The sequence below is a fragment of the Mycobacterium sp. GA-1841 genome (genome assembly GCF_001954135.1).
Taxonomy (GTDB): Bacteria; Actinomycetota; Actinomycetes; order Mycobacteriales; family Mycobacteriaceae; genus Mycobacterium.
The window spans coordinates 1-16,240 of the sequence record NZ_MBEQ01000090.1 but is presented as its reverse complement, the minus strand read 5'-3'; the positions used below and the strand labels follow the sequence as shown (position 1 = coordinate 16,240).

Below are 16,240 nucleotides of genomic sequence, written 5' to 3'. Positions count from 1 at the left end.
AGCCGCCGGCCGGTGAAATTTGGTGGGCGGGGGAGAAAACGATTACCTTGGTGACGTGGTGATGAATCCGGTAGTGCCGATGCGCTCGAACAGGAGCTTGGTGGCGAGGCCAGCGCCGCACTCGCCGTCACCGAGCTTGAGTCCGACACCGATCCTGTCGGCACCCCGGCGCCGCCGCCCGATCTGACGGCCGCGGCGTTCTTCGACGTCGACAACACCCTGGTGCACGGATCGTCACTGGTGCATTTCGCCCGGGGACTGGCCGCCCGGAAGTACTTCACCTACCGCGACATCGTCGGCATCGCGTACGCCCAGGCCAAGTTCCAGTTCACCGGCAAGGAGAACAGCGACGACGTGGCCGCCGGCCGACGCAAGGCGTTGGCGTTCATCGAAGGCCGCACCACCGCCGAGCTCGTCGAGCTGGGCGAGGAGATCTACGACGAGATCATCGCCGACAAGATCTGGCCGGGCACCCGGGCGTTGGCCCAGATGCACCTGGATGCCGGTCAGCAGGTGTGGCTTGTCACCGCGACGCCGTATGAGCTGGCCGCCACGATCGCCAAGCGGCTCGGCCTGACGGGCGCGCTGGGGACGGTCGCCGAGTCCGTCGACGGCGTGTTCACCGGCCGGCTGGTCGGCGACATCCTGCACGGCACCGGCAAAGCCCACGCGGTGCGGTCGCTGGCAATCCGGGAAGGGCTCAACCTGCGCCGGTGCACCGCGTATTCGGACAGCTTCAACGACGTGCCGATGCTGTCGCTGGTCGGTACCGCCGTGGCGATCAACCCCGATGCCGCCCTGCGCGACGTGGCCAGGGAACGGGGCTGGGAGATCCGGGACTTCCGCACCGCCCGTAAGGCCGCGCGCATCGGCGTGCCCTCGGCCTTGGCGCTCGGCGCGTTGGGCGGCGCGCTGGCGGCGGTCGCATCACGACGCCACGACATTCGCTGAGCCGAGGTCCGGCGCTGATAAACTGCCGCGGCGGGCCGCGCCAGGGGGCTCCGCCGCCAGGCACTTTTGTGCGCCCAGCACACCGAACAGCGCAGGGAATATGAGCATCGCCGCAAACATCATCGGAACCCACTACCGGTACCCCGACTATTTCGAGGTGGGCCGGGAAAAGGTCCGGGAGTTCGCCTCCGCGGTCAAAGACGACCACCCCGCCCACTTCACCGCCGAGGCGGCCAAGGAGTACGGCCACGACGCGGTGGTGGCCTCGCTGACCTTCCTGGCTGTGGCCGGTCGACGGGTGCAGCTGGAGCTGTTCGACAAATTCGACATCCCGATCAACCTGGAGCGCGTGCTGCACCGCGACCAGAAGCTGATCTTCCACCGGCCGATCTTGGTCGGCGACAAGCTGTGGTTCGACTCGTACCTGGACTCGGTGATCGAGTCGCACGGCACCGTGATCTGCGAGGTGCGGGCCGAGGTCACCGACGATGACGGAAATCCGGTGGCCACGAGCATCGTCACCATGCTGGGCGAGGCGGCCATCGACGAGGCCGACGAGATCAGTTCACAGATCGCCGCGGCGCGCGATGCCGCGATCGCCAAGATGGTTGCCGGGCAAAAGAGCTAGATACCACCGCGAGCAGACATAAAACTGCCCACTTCCACGCGGAAGTGGGCAGTTTTATGTCTGCTCGCGGGGAAAAAGTCAGCCGAAGAACATGTTGCGACGGCCGGCCAGCAGCTTGTACAGCGTGTGCTGGATGGTCTCGCGGACCTGATCGGTGAGCTCGAAGGTGATCATCGGATCATCGGCCGCGCTCTCGTCGTAGCCCGTCGTGTCGATCGGCTCACCGAACTGGATGTGCCACTTCGACGGCAACGGCACCAACCCGAGCGGGCCGGCCAACGGGAACAGCGGGGTCACCGGGAAGTACGGCAGGCCCAGTAGCCGGGCCAGCAGCTTGACGTCGGCCATCATCGGATAGATCTCCTCAGACCCCACGATCGAGCACGGCACGATCGGGGCCTGGGCCCGCAGAGCTGCGGAAACGAAGCCGCCGCGGCCGAACCGCTGCAGCTTGTAGCGGTCTTTGAAGTTCTTGCCGAGCCCCTTGAAGCCCTCCGGAAACACCGCCGTGAGCTCACCGTTGGCGAGCAGCCCGTGCGCGTCGGTGGTGCACGCCACGGTGTGCCCGGCCTTGCGCGCGGCCTGTCCGACCATCGGCAGATCGAAGACCAGATCGGCGGCCAACATCCGCAGATCCCGGTGTGCGGGATGGTGATCGTGCACGGCCACCTGAGCCATCAGCCCGTCGAAGGGCAGCACCCCGGCGTGGTTGGCCACCACGAGCGCCGCCCCGGTCTCGGGCAGGTTCTCGATACCGGACACCTCGACCCGGAACCAGGACCGGAAGAACGTCCTCAGCAAAGGCATGAAGATTGCGTTGGTGATGTGCGGATCGAAGCCGAACTCATCCACCGAGTAGGCGCCGGTCATCCGGGTGCGGATGAATTCCGAGACCGCCGCGATGCCCTTGACGAGCTCTGAGGGACCCTCGTCCGCCGGCGACGGGCCGGACACACTGCTACGCCGCTGATCGATTTCCCGCACCACCGCGGCGATCTGCTCCGCCGAGGCCCGCCCGCCCGGATCGGCCAATACCGACGGATGCCGGCGCGCGCTCTCCGATCGAGCCGCGGCCCGGCGCGCGGCCGAGGAGCGATTCGAGTTCCCATGCAGCGGAATGACTTTCGCCTTAGGTTCACCCGACACGTCGATACCTTCTCCCACCCCGGTCAGAGCCAGCCCTACTGTCCCAAACGCTGCGCCACCCCCACGGCGCGACTCTCCATTGAGCGTACCCATCGCGGATCGAGTATCGGCGTCAATCCACGACCTCGGACGTAATCGTCGAACGCTTCGGCGGTCGTCCACTTGGGACTGTAACCCAGATCCCTGTGCATTCGCGCAGTGTCCATGACCCGGCCGTAGCTCAGGTAATTCATCTGCTCACGGTCGAGTTCGGTGTAATTCGTTGCGCGACTGAGCGAATTCATCATCGACAACGCTGCGCGCGGCAGCGGCAGCCGCACTCGTCCCGACCGCCGGATCGCCTGGCTCATCATGATGATGCCCGCGGCACCGACGTTGAACGTGCCCGCCGTCCCGGCGGTCGTGGCATGTTCCAGCGCACCGAGGGCGTCCTGTTCGTGCAGCAGTTGCAGCCGTGCGTCACGTCCGATGACCGACGGCACCACCGGCCCGGCCAGATACCGCGACAGCGCGGTGTCCATCGCCGGTCCGATCATGTTGGCCAGCCGCAGGATGGTCAGATCGATGTCCGGCCGACGCCGGGCCAGGCCGCGGGCATAGCCCTCGATGTCGATGCTGTCGCGGGCGAACCCGTCACCCGGCGGACGCCGAGCGCTGCTCTCCTCGCTGAACATCACCGGATCGCGCGGGGAGGCGCCGTACACCTCAGAGGTGGACTTGAGCACGACCCGACGAACCGAAGGGGCCTTCTGGCACGCCGCGAACAACTGGATCGCGCCCATCACGTTGAGTTCTTTCAACGCGGCCCGTCCCCCGGACCTCGGCGCGTAGGACGCGGCCGCGGCATGCACGACGGTGTCCACGTTGCCGTTCCGGATCACCTTGGCGATGAACGGGTTGCGGATGTCGGCGCGCACGAACTCGGCGCGCCCCATCCGGCGCATCAGATCCTTGCTGGGCACCACCGCATCCACGGCGATGACATGCTCGATCGACGGGTTCTGCGCCAGCCTCGAGATCAGGTATCCACCGAGGAACCGGCACGCACCCGTGACCAGAACCACTTTCGGCGGGGGCGCCGCGTCTGCGGATTGCGCCCCGCCGGATGAGCCCGTGCCAGACGGACCGGGGACTCCCGTCGGGCGTCCCTCCGAACGACCATCAGAATCCATCGGTTCAGCCTAACGGCTGCAGCAGTTGGCTACTTGCCGAGTTTTCTACGCTGCACTCGGGTACGCCGAAGCAGCTTGCGGTGCTTCTTCTTCGACATACGCTTACGCCGCTTCTTGATGACTGAGCCCATAAAGTCTGGTGTCTCCGCTACTCACGCTGGATGGTTGACCCGGTCACTTTACCCGGGCCCACCACCGAAACGGAAAACGCCAGCCTGCTCAGCGCACCGAGACCGCCGCGGTGAGTGCCTAGCCGGCGTCGAAGTACGAAGACTCCAGCAGATCGTGGACAGCCTTGGCGTGGACCCGGAACGATCGGCCCACGCGCACCGCCGGCAGTTCCCCGTTGTGCACCAGTCGGTACACCGTCATCTTCGAGACCCTCATCAAGCTCGCCACCTCGGCGACCGTCAGAAATTGAGCTCGAGGCTGACCGTCGCCAGCATCCCGCGCCGATGGCCCGTTCATAGACGTCATCGCAACCCAATCAATCAGGCACGGGCAGTTCCAGCGGCTTCCCCACCGCTGGCACCGACCCGCGCATACAAAGGGAGAATAGCGTGGCGGGTGGGGTTACTGCGACGGGTGTGGGCTAATCCATCCGAATTAATCTAATTACTCAGATGTAATTCCGAGCTGCTCAGAGCGCGTTTTTGCGGCCTGAACGGCGTTGGAGACCGCCGGCCGCAGTCCCCCGCGCTCCAGTTCCCGCAGCCCAGCAGCCGTCGTCCCGGCCGGGGAGGTCACCATCGCCCGCAGCCGGGCCGGTGTGGTGTCCAGCGCGCCACCCCCGGCCGCATTGACCTCATCGAGGCTCTCCAGCAGCATCGCGGCCGATCCGGCCATGGTCTGCACCGCCAGATCGGTGGCCACCGCGCGGGACAGACCCGATTCCACGCCCGCGTCCACGAGGGCCTCGACCATCAGGAAGAAATACGCCGGCCCGGAGCCGGACACCGCGGTCACCGCGTCCAACTGCGATTCGCCGACCGTGATCACCCCGCCGACCGCATCGAAGATCGACGAGACCTCCTTGAGCTGCTCAGCGGTGGCGAACCGGCCCGGCGCCAGCGCGCTCACCCCGCCGCCGACCACGATCGGTGCGTTCGGCATCACCCGGACCACCGGCGACCCGGCCGGCAACTTCGCTTCGTAGTACGCCGTGCTGACCCCGGCCGCGATGCTGACGAACACCTGCTCGGCGGTGTCGGTGTCGGCCCGTGCGGCGGCGTCGGCAATCTCGTCGATCACATGCTCGACATCGGCCGGCTTGACCGCGATGACCACGTAGGTGGCGTTGTCGGCGGCGTCGGCCACCGAGGTCACCAGCACCGAATACTTCTCCGACAGGTACTTGGCCCGGTCACCGAATTTCTCCGCCACCACCAGGTCCTTGACCTGACGACCAGCCCGTAACAGCCCCGACAGCAGCGCCTCGCCCATGCTTCCGCCGCCGATTATCGCGATTCTCGACATGGGCGACAGCATTCCACGGCGGGCGTCCCGCCACATCGACACCTCCGGCGTCACAGCCCCATCGACACCTCCGGCGTCACAGCCCCATCGACACCTCCGGCGTCACAGCCCCATCGACACCTCCGGCGTCAGCCGGGAGCGGGGACCATCGCCAACTGACGCGACTGCACGATGATGCGGCCCTCGCAGTCGACCACGATGTGGTCTTCATCGAACCAGTCCTGTCCGATCTGCACCGAGGTACACATCACGCGCAGCCAGCCGTCGGCCGGCAGGGCACGCAGATACGTCGTCAGCTGGACCGTGGGCGCCCAACCGGTACGCCCCACGGCGAAGGTCACCGGAGCCGACACATCACCGCACAGGAGCGCGAACAGGACGTCCGGAGCCACCCCCTTGGGACGCACCCAATACTCGAACACGGGTGGACCGCCGTCGCTGCGCGGCCCCATCGTGTGCAGCGCGGGCCGGATGTCGCAGCCGTGCGCCAGATGCACCACGTCGGCCATCGGATGTCCGGGGCCGATCGACTCCAGGCCGGGCGGCGGCTCGGGCGTCATCAACGGCACCACGGGGTTGAACGACAGCAGTGGCGGCACGCGATGTTCCGGCTCGCCCAGGGTGACCGACGCCGTCACGGCGGTCCTCTCCCCCTGCCGGAGCTCCACGTCCACCAGGCCGATGCGCCTGCCCCGCTTGCGCACCGTCGTGACGACCTGCATCGGTCCGGGATCCGGGGCCCACAGGTAGTTCGCCGACATCGCGATCGGCTGTCCGGAGGTACCCAACTCGGTGCGCGCGGCGTTGGCGCACAGCGCGAGCATCGCACCGCCGTGCACCTTGGGACCGATCGTCCAGTGCTCGTTGAGCTCGCCGTGATAGATCCCGTCGCCGGCCGGCGTCAGCGCCATGGCGTCGGTGAACAGGGTGGAGCCGGTCATGAGCGGTCCTTTACAGGTGGGGCCGAAATAGCGGTCAACGCAACAGGTGCGCGCGGGCGAACTGCAACGACTCGGCCAGCAGCGCCTCGCGTTCGGTCGCCGTCTTGGCCGCCGAGGTGGTCACCTCCAGCACGACGTGGCCCGAGAAATCACTCGCGGCCAGCATCTGGCACACCTCGGCGACGGGCTGAGTGCCGCGTCCGGGCACCAGATGTTCGTCGGTGGACGACCCCTTGCCGTCGCACAGGTGCAGGTGCACCAGGCCGTCGCCCATGCGCTGCGCCATTTCCATCGCATCGGTGCCTGCTGTCGCGGTGTGGCTCAGATCGAGGGTGTAGTGCGCATGGTTGCCGTCGAGCGGATCGTAGGACGGGGCGAACGCGGAGATGCCCGGGCCCGGCCCGCCGCCGCGCTTACGCATCCGTTCGATGGAGGTGCCGCCCGAACCGAAGAACCGGTCGGCCCGGAACGGGAACATGTTCTCCACGGCCACCAACACATCGCTGTCGGCTTCGAGTTGGGCCACCTGATCGCTGAACCCGTCGGCGTAGCGACGCTGCCAGCGGAACGGCGGGTGCACGACGACCGTCTGCGCGCCCAACTCCTCGGCGGCACGCACGCTGCGCTCCAACTTTGGGATCGGGTTGGCACCCCAGACCCGCTGCGAGATCAGCAGGCACGGCGCGTGCACCGACAACACCGGCACGCCGTAATCGGCCGACAGCTTCTGTACCGCCGTGATGTCCTGGCTGACCGATTCGGCCCACACCATCAGTTCGACACCGTCGTAACCGAGCCGGGCCGCGTACTCGAAGGCAGCCTCCGTCCTCAGCGGATAGACCGAGGCAGTGGACAGACCGACCTTGATGGCTGGGCGCACAGAGGTAATTGTGTACTGGACCCGTCAGCTCGCCTGCAGCAGCGCCAGCGGTCCGAAGGTGACCAGCGCACCCACCGCCACCGCGGTCAGCGTGCTGCCGATGTCCTCGGTCTTACGGACCACGCGCACCCCACCGGCCAGGCCGAGGATCACCAGCACGCCCAGCACGAGCGCGACGATGGTGTTCCACTTCCACAGCTGATCGAAGGCGACGAACAGGCCGGCACCGAAGGCCACCGCGATGACGCACTGGCCGACGATCCACAACCCGCGGACCAGCGGCGAGCTGGGGGTCTCGTCCTCGCTGAACTCGTCGTGCTCGTCGAACTCGGTGTCGACCGCGCTCTCGTCCGGGCCGTCGGCCTCGGACTCCCCACCGAACAGCGGTCCGAGGGACGAGTACGAACGGTCGCCGTAGTCCCCGTAATCGCCGTAGTCGTCATAGTCGCCGTAGTTGGCGTCATCGGTCGCGTCGGCACCATCGATGTCGGCCACGTCGTCGATGGCGTCGACGTCGGGTTCGGCCGGCACGTCGGCGTCACGCGGGGCCGCATCGTCGGTGACGTCACCGTCGCTGACGTCGTCGTCGCTGAAGTCGTAGAGCGGGTCGGGGCTCATCCGCTCGGCGCCGGTGCCGGAGGGCTCGTAGTCGCGCGCCGGCCGCTTGGACGGGGCGCGGCGCGGACGCGGACGGAACTCGACGGGCTCGGGGTCGGCATCGCGCGCCGCCAGGTGCGCGTCGTAGTCGTCCTCGGCGTCGGTGCGTACCGGCTCCGGTTCCACCGGCCGGGCGAATGCCTTGCTCCGGCCCGTCCGCGGCTCGGATTGCGGACGCGGCCCGCCGTTACGTCCGGCGGCGGGCCGTGGTTCGTCACGGGGCGCATCCCGGATCGGTTCCACCACGGTGGTGTCCACCAGCGGGTTCGGCTGAGGCACCGGCTCGTCGCGGGCGTCGTCGAGCTCCATGTCGTCGGTGATGACGGGAATCTCGCCGGTGAGCTCGGCGACGGTCACGGCGTCGCTGTTACCGCGACGACGCCGACGACGGCCACCGACCGGCGGCGCGCCGATCGTCCCGTTCTTTGCCAGCAACTCCGCTACCGAGATCGGACGGGTGCCGGATGGGCTGTTCTCTGGTCCTGTCATACCTATGTTGCCTTTGGGGCTAGCTTTTCCTTACGTCCAGCATCCCGCGCCGACGTCTCTGCCAAGGCTGTGCCGTCGGCCTCGCTGTCGAGTTTCCGCAGAATCAGCCCTTCTCGCAACGCCCAGGGGCAAATGTCGACGGAATCGATCTCCAGTGCTCGCATGCTAGCTTCAGCTACCAAAGCACCGGCCACGATCTGTGGTGCGCGCTCGGCGCTCACCCCTTCCAGTTCGGCACGGTCAGCCGCAGTCATCCTAGAGATGAAAGCTATGAGCTGTCTTAATCCGGCCGCCGTGAGCGTTCGCTTGACCCGCGGGCCGGCTCCAGACGGGGCTGCGCCGGTGAGCCGGGCCAGCGACCGGAAGGTCTTCGAGCTCGCGACCGCCAGATCCGGAGTCCCGGCCCGGCGCAGGGTGGCACCGGCGTCGGCGAGTTCGGTGGCCAGCCAGTCCCGCAGCATCGCCACGCGGCGCCGCCCAGGCGGGTCTTCGGCCAGCCACTCCCTGGTCAACCGGCCCGCCCCCAACGGCAGCGAGAGCGCCACCTCGGGCTCTTCGTCGACCCCGCTGGACAGCTCCAGCGAGCCGCCGCCGATGTCGATGTTGACGATGCGGCCCGCGCTCCAGCCGTACCAGCGGCGCACCGCCAGGAACGTCAGCCGCGACTCGTCGACGCCGCTGAGCACCCCGAGGGAGACCCCGGTCTCGGCCCGCACCCTTGCCAGCACTTCCTCAGAGTTGGTGGCGTCACGCACCGCCGAGGTGGCAAACGCCATCAGCTCGGCACAGCCCGAACTCGTCGCGATCTTGGCGAACTCGTCGACGGTGGCGACCAGGCTGTCGGCCCCCTTCCGGGTGAGCTTGCCCGAGTCGTCGATGGCCTCTGCGAGCCGCAGTGCGGCCTTGGTGGAGCTCATCGGGGTCGGATGTCCGCCACGGCGGGCATCCACCACGAGGAGATGCACCGTGTTACTCCCGACATCGAGCACGCCTAACCGCACTGCACCAACCTAACGGCAGCCAGGCGGCGCACCGTGGCCGGACCTCCCCCAGCCGTCCCGGCCGGTAGCTCACCGGTGTGGCGCGACACACTCCCGGCGATAGTGGCGCGGTTGGGAAATGCGTTCAGGCATATGGGAGTACCGTTTGCGCCGTGACAGAAGTGCATCCGGGTGAAGTGGAACTCGACTTTGCCCGCGAGTGGGTGGAGTTCTACGACCCCGAGGACGCGACGCATCTGATCGCGGCTGACATGACGTGGCTGCTGTCCCGATGGACGTGCGTGTTCGGCACGCCGGCGTGCCAGGGCACCGTCGAGGGCCGTCCGGACGACGGGTGCTGTTCGCATGGCGCGTTCCTCTCCGATGACGACGACCGCGCGCGCCTCGACGACGCGGTCAAACAGCTGACCGACGACGATTGGCAGTTCCGGGAGAAGGGCCTGGGCCGCAAGGGTTACCTCGAAGACGACGAGTACGACGGGAAACCCAACCTGCGCACCCGAAAGTACAAGGGCGCCTGCATCTTCCTGAATCGGCCGGGATTCGCCGGCGGGATCGGATGCGCGCTGCACAGCAAGGCGCTCAAGCTGGGCGTCGAGCCGTTGACCATGAAGCCGGATGTGTGTTGGCAGTTGCCGATCCGGCGCAGCCAGGAGTGGGTCACGCGCCCCGACGACACCCAAATCCTGCGGACCGTCATCACCGAGTACGACCGGCGCGGCTGGGGTGAGGGCGGCGCGGATCTGCATTGGTACTGCACCGGCGATCCCGCGGCCCACGTCGGTGCCCGCCCGGTGTTCGAGTCCTACGCCCCCGAACTCACCGCGGTGCTCGGCGAGAAGGCCTACGCCGAGCTGGCCGCGATGTGCCGGCGGCGCAGCGCGTTGGGGTTGGTCGCCGTGCATCCCGCGACCCGCGCCGCCGAGTAGCGTCGCTACTCAACCCTCCAGTTTGTAACCCAAGCCGCGCACGGTGACCAGGTGCACCGGGTTGGCCGGGTCCGACTCGATCTTGGAGCGCAGCCGTTTGACATGCACGTCAAGGGTTTTGGTGTCACCGACATAGTCGGCGCCCCACACGCGGTCGATCAGCTGACCGCGGGTGAGCACTCGACCGCTGTTGCGCATGAGGTATTCGAGAAGATCGAACTCCTTGAGCGGCAACGTGATCTGTTCACCGTTGACGCTGACGACGTGCCGTTCCACGTCCATGCGGACCGGGCCGGCCTCCAGTACACCGTCGCCGATGGCGTTGTCGTCGGTGTCGGCGCCGCGGCGCAGCACCGCCCGGATCCGCGCGATCAGTTCACGGGCCGAATACGGTTTGGTGACATAGTCATCGGCGCCCAGCTCGAGGCCGACGACCTTGTCGATCTCGCTGTCGCGTGCGGTGACCATGATCACCGGCACGCTGGAGCGGGCGCGCAGTTGCTTACACACATCGGTGCCGCTCATCCCGGGCAACATCAGGTCCAGCAGGACGATATCGGCGCCGGAACGCTCGAACTCGGCCAGGGCGGAGGGACCGTCGGACACCACGGTGGCCTCGAAGCCCTCCTTGCGGAGCAGGAATGCCAGGGGATCGGCCAGCGACTCCTCGTCCTCCACGATCAACACGCTGGTCATCGGTCTCGCTAATCCTCTCGGTCGTCTGAGCCACCCACGGGCTCATCGGTTTCGGGATAGGCCGGGATCGACAACGTGAACGTCGACCCGGTGCCCGGCTGACTCCACAGCCGGATGGTTCCGTTGTGGTTGGCGGCCACATGTTTGACGATCGCCAGGCCCAGCCCGGTGCCACCGGTGGCGCGCGAACGGGCCTTGTCGACCCGGAAGAACCGCTCGAAGACCCGTTCCTGATCGGCCTTGGCGATTCCGATACCGCGGTCGGTGACCGCGATCTCGACACTGCCTCCGCGGCGACGCCGGCTGATCGATATGCCGGATCCGTTGGGCGAGTAGGCAATCGCGTTGGAAACCAGGTTGGCGACGGCGGTCACCAGCAGGTTCTGGTCGCCCAGCACCCGGTAGCCGGTCGCCGCATCGGTGGTGATCGAGATGTCTGCCTTGTCGGCGGCCACCTTGTGCCGCGACAGCGCTTCGGAGACCACGGTGTCGACGTCGACAGCGGTCAGATCGGGCAGCCGTTCGGCACCCTGCAACCGCGACAGCTCGATCAGCTCGCCGACCATGTCGGCCAGCCGCTGCGATTCGGCCACCATCTTGTCGGAGAAGCGGCGCACCATGTCCGGGTCGTCGGCGGAGGCCTGCAGCGCCTCGGCCAACACCCGCATCGCGCCGACCGGGGTCTTGAGTTCGTGGCTGACGTTGGCAACAAAATCACGCCGAGTCGCCTCCATGCGGGCGTGCTCGGACTGGTCGTCGGCATAGACGACGGCGAACCGGTGATCGTCGGCGGTCAGTGGCCGCACCCAGCCGCGCACCGAGATCCCCGAGCGTCCGGGGTGGGTGAGCTTGCGGGGCGAGAGGTCGACGTCGATGGCCTGACCGGTGGCGAACACCTGCTCGGCCGCGCGCCAGGCCCGATCGTCGAGCAGGCGGTCGCGTACGACACCGAGTTCGGAAGCCCGGTCATTGGCGTAGACCACGTCGTTGAACGTGTCGACGACGACGATGCCGTTGGGCGATACCGACACGATGTGCTGCAGCATCTGCGACACCGTCAGGCCGGCCGCGTCGGCCTCGCGACGTTTGCGGCGGGCCACGATGCGGGGTGCGACTACGGAGGCCACACCCGCACCGACGATCAGCGCGAGCAGCGACACGACCGCCGTCAGCAGTAACGCCGACACCAAGCTCACGCGAAAATCGTACGCACCCGGTGAACGTCATCGGTGCAACGTGCGGCCAAAACGGGACAAGTCACACCGACAAATACAGGTGTTCGACTGTCGTTAACCCGCCGTCACCTGCTGTTCGCCCGCAGGCTTGCGTATCAGCGAACTACTTCTTGGCGCCCTGGGCAGCAACCGCGGCCGCCCCCGCGGCGGCGGCCTCGGGATCGAGGTACGCCCCACCGGCCACCAGCGGTTTGAGGTTGTCGTCGAGCTCGTAACGCAGTGGGATTCCGGTCGGGATGTTCAGCCCGACGACCTCCTCGTCGGACATCCCGTCGAGATACTTGACCAGCGCACGCAGCGAGTTGCCGTGCGCGGCGATCAGCACGGTCTTGCCCGCCTTGAGGTCGGGGACGATCGTGTTCTCGAAATACGGCACGAACCGCTCCACCACGTCCTTGAGGCATTCGGTCAGCGGACCGCCCCCGATGTCGGCGTAGCGCGGGTCGGCGTCCTGGCTGAACTCGCTGCCCTTCTCGATCGGCGGCGGCGGGGTGTCGTAGCTGCGCCGCCACGCCATGAACTGCTCTTCGCCGAACTTCTCCTTGGTGGCGGCCTTGTCCAGGCCCTGCAGTGCACCGTAGTGACGCTCGTTGAGCCGCCAGTCCCGGTGCACCGGGATCCAGTGCCGGTCGGCGGCGTCCAGCGCGAGGTTCGCGGTGGTGATCGCGCGGCGCAGCAGCGAGGTGTAGACCACGTCGGGCAGCACGTCCTGCTCGACCAGCAGTTTGCCGCCGCGGATCGCTTCGGCGCGGCCCTTGTCGGTGAGGTCGACGTCGACCCATCCGGTGAAAAGGTTCTTCTGGTTCCAGTCGCTCTCACCGTGGCGGAGCAGGATCAGCGTCGGCATGCGTGTGATCTTCTCACGGGCGCTCAGTCGTCGATCAGACGCTCTTCTATCAGATGTTCAAAAGCTTCGAGGTTCTTCAGCGACTCCCCGCGTGAGACCCGCCATTCCCATTCTTTCTGGATCGACGAGCGGAAACCCAGTTCCAGCAAGGTGTTGAAGTCGGCGTCGACAGCTTCGAGCACCTGGCCGAGCACCCGGTCGATCTCGTCGGCGGTGACCGAGTGCAGCGCCATCCGGCCGACGAGGTAGATGTCGCCGACGTTGTCCAGGGTGTAGGCGACGCCGTAGAGCCTGCGGTTGCGCTTGAGCAGGAAGCGGTAGACACCTTCGAAGTTCTCGTCGGGCTTGCGGCACACGAACGCCTCGACCCGCACCGAGTGCTCACCGATGCTCAGGATGGTGTTGGTCTTGAGCTTCCGCTCGCCGGGTAGCTCGACCACGATGCCGGGCAGCCCGCCGCGGGCACCGCCGTGATGGTGGTAGACGAGTTCGTGTTCGTCGAGGGTGTCGGTGATGATCTTCGCGACGTCGCTCATGCGGTTCCCTCGCAAGCTTCGTTCATCAGGCCCGCACCCCCCGGCGCAACGCGAACCGGCGACCGGTGCGGCGTCCGGCAGGCCTGCGGTGCCGGGAGCGGTAGTCGGCCATCGCGTGGGCGTAGCTTCCCAGCAGGGCATCGACGGTGTGCGCCCAGGAGAACTGTGCGGCGTGGGCCGCGGCGGCCACGCGCAGCGGACCCGGATCACGTTGCAGCACCGTGTCGATCGCGGCGGCCCAGTCGTCGACGTCGTGGCCGTCGACCAAGGCTCCGCTGACCCCGTCGGCCACCGCCACCGGCAGACCGCCGACGGCGGCCGCCACCACCGGGGTGCCGCAGGCCTGGGCCTCGACGGCGACCAGGCCGAAGGATTCGGAGTAGCTGGGCACCGCGACCAGATCGGCGGCGCGGTACACGTTGACCAGTTCGTCACGGGACTGCGGGGGCAAAAACGTCACACGGTCGGTGATACCCAGTTCGTCGGCCAATCGCACCAGAGTGTCGGGCTCGGCCAATCCGGAACCGGACGGCCCGCCGGCGACCAACACGCGCACTCCCGGGAGTTTCGCCGCGGCACGCAACAAGATGTCGGGCGCCTTGAGCGGCTGGATCCGGCCCACGAACGCGACCACCTGCTCGTCACGCGCAATGCCGAGCACTGCCCGCGCCGCGTCGCGATCTCCGGGGGTGAAGGCGTCCAGATCGACACCCGGATGCACCACGTCGATGCGCTGACGGTCGGCGCGGTGCAGCGAAACCAGTTGCTGTGCTTCATGTTCGGTGTTGACGATGAGCCGGTCGGCCTCGTCGACCACCTGCTGCTCCCCCACCGCTCGCAGTGGCGGCTCGGGCGAGTCTCCGGCGGCCAGCGCGGCGTTCTTCACCGCGGCCAAGGTGTGCGCGGTGTGCACCAGCGGCACTGCCCAGCGATCCCGGGCCAGCCAGCCGACCTGACCGGACAGCCAATAGTGGGAGTGCACGACGTCGTAGTAGCCGGGCTCATGGGTGGCCTCGGCCCGCAGCACCCCGGCGGTGAAGGCACACAGCTGGGTGGGCAGGTCGTACTTGTCCAGCCCCTCGAACGGCCCGGCCACCACGTTGCGCACCACCACACCTGGGGCCACCGACACCACCGGGGCGTCCGACGACGAGGTGGCCCGGGTGAATACCTCGACCTCGACGCCGCGACGGGCCAGCTGCAACGCGGTCTGCAACACGTAGACGTTCATCCCGCCGGCATCGCCCGTGCCCGGTTGAGCCAGCGGCGAGGTATGCACGGACAACACCGCAACCCGGCGGGGAGTCTCGAGGTCTGTGGCTAGACGCACACCTCTATGTCTACACTGCCGCCGTGCCTACCCCGCCGGCCGATCGCCGGGTCTCGGCGCGCCGCATGGCGCCGATCGGATCGGCGTACAGGCCGCCCAGCGAAACGATGCCGGCACTGGCCTCCTGGACGCGGTTGCCGAATGCCGTGACCCGAATGTCGCGGGGCCCCAGCACCGAACGCCGTGCCACGGCTTCCTCGACGACGGGCATGCCCTCGGGGTATTCGGTGAAGGCCTGCCCGCCGAGCACCAGGTCGTCGGGGTTGAGCAGATCCCGCAGCAGGGCGACGGCCTCGCCGAGCACGCGAGCCCGATCGGCAAGCAGCTCGGCCGCTTTCTCGTTGCCCTGCCGCGCGGCGCGCAGCACCGCAGGCAGTGTCGACGACGGCCCCTCGGCCGGGATGATCCGCAGCTTGCGCGCGGCGTTGAGCACCGCTTCGTCGCTGACGGTCGATTCCAATTGCCCTGAGCCACCCAGCAATTCGGACTGGGCCGGGAGACCGGCGATCGTGCCGGGACCACTGGCCGGCGAATGCACGCGGCCGTCGATCGACAGCGCGTAGCCGACGGTTTCGCGGGCGTAGAAGTAGAGGCTGGTCCGGGACTGGGTGCCCACGGTCTCCGGGGCGCGCCGTCCGCCCAGCAGCAGCTCGGCGCCGGCCATGGCGTCCACGTGTGAGGCCACCGACACCGGCAGCCCGAGGGCTTCGCCGAGCACCGGGCCCACCGGGGCGTCGGCCCAGCCCAGGCGCGGGTGGTCGAGGTAGCCGGTCGCGCTGTCGACGACGCCACCGGCGGCGATACCGACCCACAACGCGCGACGACGGTGCCAACGGCTCAGGTAACGCCGTGCACTGGCGGCCAATGTGGCCAGCGCCGCGGACTGGGGACCCGAGGGAGTCGGCGTCTCGACCGCGTCGAGGGTGCGCCCGAAGAGGTCCGTGGCGACGATGCTGGTAGTGCGGGCGCCGATGTGGATACCGAGCGTGAGGTAGGGCTCGTGGTTGACCTCGACGGGAACGCGGGGGCGTCCGATGGCTCCGGATACCGCGAGATCGGCGCGTTCCCGCAGGACGCCGGCCTCCAGCAGCGCGGTGACCTGGCGGTTGACCGTCGCGATGCTCAACTGCGTGTGCTGGGCGATGGCGTCACGGGCGATCGGCCCGCGGGCGCGCACGGCGCTGAACACCGACGCCGCGGCGGCATCGGGCACCTTGAGCGACGGGGCGACGATGTGCAGGAGCCGCGACTGCGGGTAACGCGAGGCCGCGGGGGCCAGTGGACGCGCTTTGCGTGCCAGGGCGCCGGATGCGGTGGAGAGACGGG

At 67.9% G+C, this 16,240-nt stretch carries 19 protein-coding genes; 3 read left to right on the top strand and 16 right to left on the bottom strand.

Going from position 1 to position 16,240, the window contains the following annotated elements:
* Nucleotides 1–42: 42 nt before the first annotated feature.
* Nucleotides 43–228: a hypothetical protein gene (locus A5740_RS29210; RefSeq protein WP_076197390.1), complete on the bottom strand. Its 186-nt coding sequence runs from the start codon at nucleotides 226–228 to the stop codon at nucleotides 43–45.
* On the opposite strand from A5740_RS29210, the gene A5740_RS21485 reads away from it, so the two are divergent.
* The gene (locus tag A5740_RS21485) at nucleotides 223–951 is read left to right on the top strand and encodes an HAD family phosphatase (RefSeq protein ID WP_254849286.1); all 729 of its coding nucleotides are present in this window, start codon (nucleotides 223–225) and stop codon (nucleotides 949–951) included. The two genes, A5740_RS29210 and A5740_RS21485, sit on opposite strands and share 6 nt — an antisense overlap.
* Nucleotides 952–1,051: 100 nt before the next feature.
* Nucleotides 1,052–1,579 carry a MaoC family dehydratase N-terminal domain-containing protein gene (locus A5740_RS21480; RefSeq protein WP_076197386.1) on the top strand — a complete coding sequence of 176 codons (528 nt, stop codon included), beginning with the start codon at nucleotides 1,052–1,054 and terminating at the stop codon, nucleotides 1,577–1,579.
* 78 nt (nucleotides 1,580–1,657) lie between these two features.
* Here A5740_RS21480 and A5740_RS21475 read toward each other — a convergent pair whose 3' ends face one another.
* From A5740_RS21475 to A5740_RS21435, 9 genes are all read right to left on the bottom strand, one after another.
* Nucleotides 1,658–2,725, bottom strand: coding sequence for a lysophospholipid acyltransferase family protein (locus tag A5740_RS21475; RefSeq protein ID WP_076197396.1), 1,068 nt, complete (start codon nucleotides 2,723–2,725; stop codon nucleotides 1,658–1,660).
* A 35-nt stretch (nucleotides 2,726–2,760) separates the two neighbouring features.
* Nucleotides 2,761–3,897, bottom strand: a complete 1,137-nt coding sequence (locus A5740_RS21470; protein WP_076197384.1) for an SDR family oxidoreductase — start codon at nucleotides 3,895–3,897, stop codon at nucleotides 2,761–2,763.
* A 29-nt stretch (nucleotides 3,898–3,926) separates the two neighbouring features.
* A complete protein-coding gene (locus A5740_RS21465) occupies nucleotides 3,927–4,028 on the bottom strand; it encodes a 30S ribosomal protein bS22 (RefSeq protein ID WP_003402602.1) in 102 nt (33 codons plus the stop codon).
* A 118-nt stretch (nucleotides 4,029–4,146) separates the two neighbouring features.
* Complete coding sequence (locus tag A5740_RS21460; protein WP_003882954.1) at nucleotides 4,147–4,374, bottom strand: cell division/environmental response transcriptional regulator; 228 nt, start codon at nucleotides 4,372–4,374, stop codon at nucleotides 4,147–4,149.
* A 138-nt stretch (nucleotides 4,375–4,512) separates the two neighbouring features.
* Nucleotides 4,513–5,373: a pyrroline-5-carboxylate reductase gene (proC, locus tag A5740_RS21455; RefSeq protein ID WP_139335277.1), complete on the bottom strand. Its 861-nt coding sequence runs from the start codon at nucleotides 5,371–5,373 to the stop codon at nucleotides 4,513–4,515.
* 128 nt (nucleotides 5,374–5,501) lie between these two features.
* Nucleotides 5,502–6,314, bottom strand: coding sequence for a thioesterase family protein (locus A5740_RS21450; protein WP_076197382.1), 813 nt, complete (start codon nucleotides 6,312–6,314; stop codon nucleotides 5,502–5,504).
* A gap of 34 nt (nucleotides 6,315–6,348) precedes the next feature.
* Nucleotides 6,349–7,194 (bottom strand): sugar phosphate isomerase/epimerase, encoded by an 846-nt coding sequence (locus A5740_RS21445; protein ID WP_076197380.1) that lies wholly within the window; start codon nucleotides 7,192–7,194, stop codon nucleotides 6,349–6,351.
* A 24-nt stretch (nucleotides 7,195–7,218) separates the two neighbouring features.
* Complete coding sequence (locus A5740_RS21440) at nucleotides 7,219–8,340, bottom strand: FUSC family protein (RefSeq protein ID WP_076197378.1); 1,122 nt, start codon at nucleotides 8,338–8,340, stop codon at nucleotides 7,219–7,221.
* 2 nt (nucleotides 8,341–8,342) lie between these two features.
* A complete protein-coding gene (locus tag A5740_RS21435) occupies nucleotides 8,343–9,341 on the bottom strand; it encodes a Ppx/GppA phosphatase family protein (RefSeq protein WP_076197376.1) in 999 nt (332 codons plus the stop codon).
* A 152-nt stretch (nucleotides 9,342–9,493) separates the two neighbouring features.
* On the opposite strand from A5740_RS21435, the gene A5740_RS21430 reads away from it, so the two are divergent.
* Nucleotides 9,494–10,270: a hypothetical protein gene (locus A5740_RS21430; protein WP_076197375.1), complete on the top strand. Its 777-nt coding sequence runs from the start codon at nucleotides 9,494–9,496 to the stop codon at nucleotides 10,268–10,270.
* Between the two features lie 9 nt (nucleotides 10,271–10,279).
* Here the strand turns inward: A5740_RS21430 and regX are convergent, their stop codons facing one another.
* The 6 genes from regX to A5740_RS21400 form a co-directional block, all read right to left on the bottom strand.
* Nucleotides 10,280–10,966: a two-component sensory transduction protein RegX gene (gene regX, locus A5740_RS21425; RefSeq protein ID WP_076197373.1), complete on the bottom strand. Its 687-nt coding sequence runs from the start codon at nucleotides 10,964–10,966 to the stop codon at nucleotides 10,280–10,282.
* Nucleotides 10,967–10,974: 8 nt separating this feature from the next.
* Entirely contained in the window at nucleotides 10,975–12,162 is a 1,188-nt protein-coding gene (locus tag A5740_RS21420; RefSeq protein WP_076197371.1) for a cell wall metabolism sensor histidine kinase WalK, read from the bottom strand.
* Between the two features lie 142 nt (nucleotides 12,163–12,304).
* A complete protein-coding gene (locus A5740_RS21415) occupies nucleotides 12,305–13,048 on the bottom strand; it encodes a phosphoglyceromutase (RefSeq protein ID WP_076197369.1) in 744 nt (247 codons plus the stop codon).
* Nucleotides 13,049–13,071: 23 nt separating this feature from the next.
* Nucleotides 13,072–13,584: a YbjN domain-containing protein gene (locus A5740_RS21410; protein WP_076197367.1), complete on the bottom strand. Its 513-nt coding sequence runs from the start codon at nucleotides 13,582–13,584 to the stop codon at nucleotides 13,072–13,074.
* Between the two features lie 25 nt (nucleotides 13,585–13,609).
* A complete protein-coding gene (gene mshA / locus A5740_RS21405; protein ID WP_076197365.1) occupies nucleotides 13,610–14,914 on the bottom strand; it encodes a D-inositol-3-phosphate glycosyltransferase in 1,305 nt (434 codons plus the stop codon).
* 10 nt (nucleotides 14,915–14,924) lie between these two features.
* A complete protein-coding gene (locus A5740_RS21400) occupies nucleotides 14,925–16,193 on the bottom strand; it encodes an ROK family protein (RefSeq protein ID WP_254849287.1) in 1,269 nt (422 codons plus the stop codon).
* Between the last annotated feature and the right edge of the window lie 47 nt (nucleotides 16,194–16,240).

Bases quoted from the DNA above. Each gene is read 5' to 3' on its own strand.
- A5740_RS21450 (WP_076197382.1), bottom strand. From the start codon at position 6,314: ATGACCGGCTCCACCCTGTTCACCGACGCCATGGCGCTGACGCCGGCC.
- regX (WP_076197373.1), bottom strand. From the start codon at position 10,966: ATGACCAGCGTGTTGATCGTGGAGGACGAGGAGTCGCTGGCCGATCCC.
- A5740_RS21460 (WP_003882954.1), bottom strand. From the start codon at position 4,374: ATGACGTCTATGAACGGGCCATCGGCGCGGGATGCTGGCGACGGTCAG.
- A5740_RS21470 (WP_076197384.1), bottom strand. From the start codon at position 3,897: ATGGATTCTGATGGTCGTTCGGAGGGACGCCCGACGGGAGTCCCCGGT.
- A5740_RS21440 (WP_076197378.1), bottom strand. From the start codon at position 8,340: ATGACAGGACCAGAGAACAGCCCATCCGGCACCCGTCCGATCTCGGTA.
- A5740_RS21415 (WP_076197369.1), bottom strand. From the start codon at position 13,048: ATGCCGACGCTGATCCTGCTCCGCCACGGTGAGAGCGACTGGAACCAG.
- proC (WP_139335277.1), bottom strand. From the start codon at position 5,373: ATGTCGAGAATCGCGATAATCGGCGGCGGAAGCATGGGCGAGGCGCTG.
- A5740_RS21465 (WP_003402602.1), bottom strand. From the start codon at position 4,028: ATGGGCTCAGTCATCAAGAAGCGGCGTAAGCGTATGTCGAAGAAGAAG.
- A5740_RS21480 (WP_076197386.1), top strand. From the start codon at position 1,052: ATGAGCATCGCCGCAAACATCATCGGAACCCACTACCGGTACCCCGAC.
- A5740_RS21410 (WP_076197367.1), bottom strand. From the start codon at position 13,584: ATGAGCGACGTCGCGAAGATCATCACCGACACCCTCGACGAACACGAA.